5 protein-coding genes and 1 pseudogene are annotated in these 7,454 nt (G+C 46.2%); 1 reads left to right on the plus strand and 5 read right to left on the minus strand.

The window, feature by feature from the left end; all coding sequences use genetic code 11:
- Position 1: 1 nt before the first annotated feature.
- A pseudogene (locus Bealeia2_RS10355) lies at positions 2-280 on the plus strand (hypothetical protein); the annotation flags it as partial.
- On the opposite strand, the gene Bealeia2_RS10695 reads toward Bealeia2_RS10355, so the two are convergent.
- The 5 genes from Bealeia2_RS10695 to Bealeia2_RS10380 all read right to left on the minus strand — a co-directional run bounded on the left by Bealeia2_RS10695 (position 222) and on the right by Bealeia2_RS10380 (position 6,030).
- A complete protein-coding gene (locus tag Bealeia2_RS10695) occupies positions 222-2,114 on the minus strand; it encodes a DEAD/DEAH box helicase (RefSeq protein WP_331256936.1) in 1,893 nt (630 codons plus the stop codon). The pseudogene Bealeia2_RS10355 and the gene Bealeia2_RS10695 sit on opposite strands and share 59 nt — an antisense overlap.
- 866 nt (positions 2,115-2,980) lie before the next feature.
- Complete coding sequence (locus tag Bealeia2_RS10365; protein ID WP_331256937.1) at positions 2,981-3,160, minus strand: hypothetical protein; 180 nt, start codon at positions 3,158-3,160, stop codon at positions 2,981-2,983.
- Positions 3,161-4,280: 1,120 nt separating this feature from the next.
- On the minus strand, positions 4,281-4,562 hold the full coding sequence (locus tag Bealeia2_RS10370) for a hypothetical protein (RefSeq protein ID WP_331256933.1): 282 nt from the start codon (positions 4,560-4,562) through the stop codon (positions 4,281-4,283).
- Positions 4,563-4,894: 332 nt separating this feature from the next.
- A complete protein-coding gene (locus Bealeia2_RS10375; RefSeq protein WP_331256934.1) occupies positions 4,895-5,470 on the minus strand; it encodes a PriCT-2 domain-containing protein in 576 nt (191 codons plus the stop codon).
- A gap of 344 nt (positions 5,471-5,814) precedes the next feature.
- On the minus strand, positions 5,815-6,030 hold the full coding sequence (locus tag Bealeia2_RS10380) for a hypothetical protein (protein ID WP_331256935.1): 216 nt from the start codon (positions 6,028-6,030) through the stop codon (positions 5,815-5,817).
- Between the last annotated feature and the right edge of the window lie 1,424 nt (positions 6,031-7,454).

Consider the following 7,454-nt stretch of genomic DNA (forward strand, 5'->3'; position numbering starts at 1 on the left):
GGATATGAAAGGCCTCACACATGGCTTTCGTTGTGTCTATTTTGAGGAAGTCCGACGACATCTGAGTGTGGACGCAGCGCATGTTTATGGGGGCTTTCTCGCGACGCTGACGGCGTTTTGCGAGGAACAGCAGATTCCTTATCAGGGAGTGCCCGTGGGTACTATTAAGCGCCACGTGACGGGCAAAGGAAATGCCAGCAAAACCGCAGTCCAAAGTGCTCTCACTGCCCAAGGGATCCCGTTTGCGGATGAGAATGAGGCCGATGCCCTGGCTCTTCTGATGACGGTGGGTCATTTCGCTCACTCTGTGTCTTTTGCTCCTGTTCCTGACGCTCTCGATCTCGCGCAGATTGATTCAAAAACACATAATAGGAGATCAGAGCAGACGCCTGCCTTTTTGTTTCCGGAAAACAGTGATACTGTTTGAGAAAATTCATCTGAGCTTCTGTCGGTGGATGAATAATTTCAAATTGATGGTCATAAGGAACATATTTTCCACCTTTTTCTCGCAAGACCTGTGATCCTATTGTAATACATTCTTGAACCGTCCCGAGAAAATGCCAAAGCTCTGTATTTCTGACAGTCAGATGCGTAGTGGTATCGCTGATAAGCTCAATCATACAAAAAGTTTGATCACCAGCGGCGACATAGCGACCTTGCTCAACACGTGTCCAGAGAATGGCTGGAACGTTCGGGTCTTGTCCGCGTTCGAGATAGGCACGTATTTTCTTCTTGTATTGTTGCCGTTCCCATTCGACCGAGTCTGCAATGGTTTTCGTCTCTCTTTGTTGTTTTATTTCATGGGAGAGTTCTTCTTTTGTGAGAAGACGACGACGTTCCATTTCAAACTGACGCATTTCAAATTCTTTGATTTTCTGGATCTCGCGTTCGTGCCGGACACGTTCTTTTTCTTCCCTCTTGCGTTTGGCGGCCTCAAAATCATAACCACATAAAGGACACTTTAATGCGACTTTGGGAACCTTCTGTTTGCACTTGGGACACTTGTGTTTGGGAAGAAGATCGACCTTAGCCTCAATGGATCCGTGCTTGAGAATACTGAGTCCAAAGTCAAGAACAATGCAATCGGACTTCTCAAGATGAGGATAGACTTTCGAATCCAGATGACGCAATCCGCGTCCAATCATTTGAATAAGAGCTGTATGTGTTGCAAGTCCTCTGAGAATTATGATGCAGCTGGTGGGTGGAAAGTCCCATCCTTCTGTCAGGACGTTGGCATTTGATAAGACTTGCGTCTGTCCGTGCATGAAATCGTGAAGCACTCTAGCGCGATCTGCGCGAGAATATCCGCCATCAATATGATCAGCAACGATTCCCGCGTGTGTAAAGGATTGCTGAACGTCCAGTGAATGATCAACGCGACTGCAAAATACGATGGTTTTGCGTCCGGAAGCCTGTTTCTTCCAATGCTGGACTACAGCGCCCAGATCCACAACAGACATACACGCATCAATTCGTTCTTCATGAGATTCTGGATTTGCTCCTAAATCAATCAGCTCGCGAATCTTTTCTTGTGCCTCGGAGTGAATCACAAAGGTTTTAGGATAAAGAAGATGACCGGAAGCCACTAGTTCTTCAATTGCAATCTGATCGGCAATATTGGTAAAGAGTTCAGCGAGAGTTTTGTCATCTTCACGTGTGGGTGTTGCGGTCATGCCTAAGAGCAGAGGTGGTTTTTTCTGTGTTTTGACCTTTGTGATGATTTGCTTGTAGGTGGGCGCAACACTATGATGGGCTTCATCGATAACCAACATGTGAAGATCTGGTAATTTCTTTAATGATTGCGGTTTGGAGAGGGACTGCACCATGGCAAAGATCACCTGACCGGAGAAGTCTTTTTGTTTCCCGTTAACAACAGAACAAGACACATCTGGAGCAACCTGCTGAAATTTCAGATAGTTCTGCTCCAGTATTTCATCGGTATGCTGAAGGATCAGGCATCTCTTTCTCTTGGAGAGAAAAGATTTCACAATAAACGACAACATAATGGTTTTGCCCGCACCAGTCGGTGCGACACAAAGAGTGTTCCCTTGTTCTTTCAGGGCTGCAATGGCTTTGTCAACCATCTGCTGTTGGCGCAAACGCAGTTCAATCATCGCGCATCACATGATTTTTCGAGATCTCTTGTCAAATGAAAAGTTATGTGTGAAGGCTGAATCGGAACTCGGGAACCCGAAGGCTCCCGAGGGCAGAGACACTGTTGCGTGAGATCATGGGGATGATGAAAACGCAGCAGTGTCACATTTTCTCTCGCTCGAACGAGGCTGAGATGAGAGCAATGGCGTTTTTTGTAGAGCTCTTTCTCTTCGGGATAGAGATGTTTGAGCGTGTATTGCCAGAGATGCTTTTGCAAATCCGCAGGACAGGCGGAAGAGGTCGCGGCTCTCGATCTTTCCACTAAAAACCAGGGAGTCCGACTTGTTCTTGATAGACCAGCCGATCAAGAGCAATGGGATCGCGGCCTTCTGCACTCTGTTTCTGGCACTCAATTTCGGAGAGAAAGCGAGACTCTGGGCCAGACATAGCGATGGGCATAAGACAAAACTGTCGGACATTCTGGGTTTACTGATTTGGGTCTGTTCATGAGTGGTTCCTGTGTTTGAAAACAGATAATATTTAACGAATGAGTGTGCTTCCTTTGGGGACTGCGGTGACGTGCTGTCCGAATATCGATTGAGGCAACGCACATAGTGTTTAAAAAGGAACGCATCATTGTGTTTCTCTCGTATCTTGACAGTGCTTTGGGTTGTAAATGCACTGGCCATCTGGATGATTCATGACATACGGATAAGACTTGACGCCATCAGGGCTGAAGAGCTTGACGTGAATTGCAGGCCTTGCATCCGAGAAACCGGTAGAGGTCATCCATCTTGGGAGAGACCGGCCAGTCCTGAATACCGCAGATCCGTGCCAGCTTCTTGGTCTTATCCAGCTCTTCATTTTCTTCTGAGGATCGGGATCATTAATCCGCATCTTCTCGACAATACGACCTTGTGGCGTTTCCCAGATGAGAGGCAGTAAATGACGGCTTCGTGGTTTCAAAGTCGGTCTTGCTTTCCACCCGCAGAGACGTGTTGTCATAGAGTCCTGGTCGCAAACCAGCCTCCTGTTGGGAATCATGTTGAGTGCGTAAATCGGTCATACTTTGTCTCCTTTCATGCTGTGGGGCTTTCCAAGTTCTCTCGAAAAGCCCGGTGTTAAAATTAAAATGTCGCTGCCCCCTTGACTGTCAGGCGGACTGTCAGCCGTATTCGGAGGAGAGCTGCAAGATCCACCAAGCCGAGATTCCCGAGATCTTCCAGAGTGCTGCGAAACTCGCTGTCGGTGAGTTTTTGCACACGGAACGATGCGGTGTTCAGGCAATCGATGAGGTCTCGTTATGGTTGCGGTTTAATGGCCGTCAGCACATTGTCACGCCGTCTTGCCAGAAACTCGCTTTTCCGCTTGGTAGTTTTCGTAGTCTGATCGCCCAAAATAAAGCGATAGGATTTCTCAATCAGTTGACAACATGGATCATGGAATATTCCTTGCTAAAGATCCTTTTGTGACCGTAAAGCCATTGCTTTCACCACACGCTCACATCTCAATACACTCTTTCGACAACGATGAATCTATCGCGCTCTTTGGGTGAATTGCGTCTTTCGACAAATAGCCGGCGTGATCCAAGTGCTGAGATCCTGCGTTGTCGCTATTTTTGAATGGCGCGGAGAACTTTCGCGCTGTTCTTCCGTTTGTGTGTCATAGTCCTTGACGCAACAGCGTCTTCCATGTCTCAAACGATTGCAGTGTGATGGCGATGGCCCAGCTGACCTCGCCGTGATGGGACGATTGCGCCTTCATGCCATGTGTCAGAAGAAGTTTCTATGCTCGCAAAGTCTGACAAGTGTGAAAGCTCAACGCATGCTCCTCTTGAGCCGCTTCCAATAAGACGTGTTGCGGCTTCAACCTTTTCGATCTCTGCACCAACGCCAAGGCCTCCTGTCATATGTGCAGATCGACGCGTGCTGCTGTTGGTGATTTCGAGTTGCTGTAGAGATCCGCAACAGGAATTCTTGCGCAGGACTGGTTTCTCAAACACAACCTCTGCCTCTAAAAAGCAAATTCAGCAAAAGTCCCTTGACATATCTGTCGCGTAAGCTTCAAAAATATCAGGCGTTGATAACGACAGCTCAGCAGAATGGGATCCAGAATCTTCACCATGCGATGGCGTCCGATGAGTAACATTCTGGCGTGTTGAACATCTCCATTTGAACTGACCATCCTCATGAGACATGACATAATCGATACCGGCTGGAACGCACCGTATAAGAGGCCTCATCCTGCAACAAAAGAATATACCGTCGTTTTGCTTGGATGCTCAATGCAGCCTTGCTACTCCCAGGCCCTTGGTGTAGAATTTCTGTAAAGACAACGCCTGAGGATTTTCTGCCCGGCAAGTCTGGGATCACTGTGCCGCTAGGGCCTACGTTAATGTCAGAAAGTTCGTGGCCGCCCTGTCGTCCTTCGACAAGATTCGCAGAGAAAACCCGCCAAAGCAATGGCACCTGCCAACGGATAAGACCTGATAGCAGCCTTTAAATACGCATGAATCTCGTAGACTAAAAAGACGAACATCGTCCGCAGACGTCTTCATAAAGTCTTGGAACGTAATCATCCAAAAGCGACGCACTCTCGACCCTGAGATGATATCGTTTGCCGGACGACGCCTTCTTCAGCAGTTTTTGGAGTCTTCTTGTGGCGTGGTGAGGAGCACTTTCACAGGGCTTTTGACCAGTCCTCCTCGGATCGTGATCATCATCAGTCTCATCGAAGCCTGACCAATAAGTGCCGGCCAGATTTCTCCTCAAAGAGACGATCATCACCTTCAAAGACTTCATCAGGAGTGAGAGATTCTTCTTCGGTCAAGCTGTGATTTCAAAAGATTCCTCCCTTTGGCGACTAACGGTTTGCACAATTTTGTGTTGGCTCGTGTGAAACATCTGAATCGGCACGATTGGTATTTCAACTGGGGCAGGCTCCGGTGAGGTGAATGCACTGTTGTGATTGGTGGCAATGTCTGCAACACCCTGTATTTCGGTGGTCTTGTTTCAGGATCCGCCAACAGAAATTGGCTGTTGAGTGATTGACGCTGAGTCACGATGATGATTTTCGTAAGATCCCCTGACCGCATCCCGACCGCCGGCCATTGCAAAAAGAGTGCCCACAGAAACACCGCTTTGCCGCTTGCCAAAACTGCGCCAGTGAGTGAATCTCCTTGATTGTGGGATAAGGCTGGTGCGCCTTGAGACCAGTTGTCCCAAAGACCCATTCCCATGGCACTTCCATTGTAATGCATGTGCACCATCCCCACACGAATCCAGTCCGCATAAGCCACGTCCGGTGAAATGCGTGACAATCCATTGAGAATGTCCATATCTTGAGACGCGGGAAGCTTCTCGTGAATACGCGGCACGTGAAACAGATGGGCTCTCCAGCTCAGGGATGTCTTCACAGAGATCCTCTTTGAGCTCTTCTTGAGATCCGGATAAACATTTTCCAGGCGTGAGAGGTCTTGTCGATGACATTCTGAAATTGGAGTTCAGTATTCCAGAAGTCCAGCTGACTTGACTGAAAGATTCGTGTTGTGCATTCCTTTTCTGAATTGCCACCTGGTAGACGGGCCTTCCTCTGTTACGAGCACACCCGTCCGGCCTGATGATCAAGACTCTTTGCGGATTGCCCATCAGAAACACAAACTCATCGTAAAGACGCTCAAACGATTTCTACGGAATAGACATCCGAAAGGGAACCACAACTTCAACCGTGGTTTCCGGATAAGCCGACGACACTGTCGTATACCAATACCGCCGCAAATGCTGAACTGGGGGATTTTGAAAATAGGTCTTTAAAAATCTCTTCTGGATACTGAAACCGCTCACTGTGGATGATCAAAGCCGCTAATGCAGTCCTGACATTCCACAGATCCTCACGCCCACGTGTTTTGTTCTGATAACTGCTAGGAAAGACGTTCATGTCCCTCTTCTTCAACACAGCTTTGAGAAAGACAATATTGGGACGTAGAGTTCCGTATCACACAAGATTCGGTTTTTGATCTGTCTCGCACCATTGAGACGATCCTCATAAAAAGCTCTAGCGGTTTCGGGCGTCGCGTATCCCGAACGGAATGAAAGAGGGACATCCGGAACGAAAACTGCGGGTTTGAAAGGCCTTCTTCATCATCGATCTCCAGTCATAATCAAAGGTTTGCCCATTGAGGTGTGCGATATGTCTCAAGCCTAAAGACAAAAAAAAATGAACTGGCAAGTCGAACCTGAGGGAAGAAATCCCGACTTTTTCGTCAAAACTTTGTAAAAAGTCGGGATAAATTCCAAAACACGGTCAAATTTGGAAAATTGAGAGAGAAGATTTTGAGAGCTGAACATAAAAAACAAGGGAAACCAAGCCTTTCAAGTACTTTATTAAACAGCTTTTGAGCAAAAATGACCTCAAAAACTCTGATAAATTCCAAAACTCACTTTTCATCGAAGCAAGTGCTCAAAAAATAGTTTGAAAAAGGCTTTTTCGTGACATTTCAGCAACATTCCTATTTTGAGAGTGAATAATTTTTTCAAGGATTTGAGGCATTTGAAAAAGGGTCAAAAACATACTTTGAAAGCCGCGGAAAGACTAGATCCACAAAAACTTTTCCAGTGTTTCTGCGGGCTGTAGCAAAAGGGTCAAAAACATACCTGAAAGTCATGGAAAACCTCAACTTGTAAAAACTCTTTCAAGTTTCTGCGGCCTACAGCAAAGTGGTGAAAAACATACCTGAAAGCCGCGGAAAACTCTCAACTCACAAAAAACTTTCAATGTTTCTGCGGCCTACAGCAAAAAGGGTAAAGCTGAATATTGGGGCACAAAGTGTTTGCCCTAACAGGGAAGACCGTTTAATCGCGATATTTTGTGATTTGAATTGTAGAAACCTAGGCACTGCTAGTGACCTACCATAAAAAATAAAATAGGCTTTTTAAATTCGTACTTATCAAGATATTGAAGCTTTCACATTTTACACCACGGAAAACTCAACTTACAAAAACTTTCCAGTGCTTGTGGGTTAAATAGCAGTTGTGCCCAGTTTCACTGGCTGAAAATCCGTCTCAGTTAAAATTCTTTTCCAGCTGGGCTGTAGCAAAGGTCGGCATGAAGCCGCAGATATTGCAATGTTGAATGGAATTCCACAAAAACAAGTATTTATTGGCTTCATTTTGTCATATCTATGACAGTTGAAACTGCAGAAACATGCCTGACAAAAAAGAGGACCAAGCGTTCGGAAAAAATTTTGACCCTTTTTTGATTTTTTGACCTCTTTTGTCCTGAGCAGCGTTTGAAAAATTTCTTTCTTAAAGAGATTTGGAACTCCAGAAGTAAAAAACAAATATAAATTTAAATAATATTAA

The sequence above is a fragment of the Candidatus Bealeia paramacronuclearis genome (assembly GCF_035607555.1).
GTDB lineage: Bacteria > Pseudomonadota > Alphaproteobacteria > UBA9655 > UBA9655 > Bealeia > Bealeia paramacronuclearis.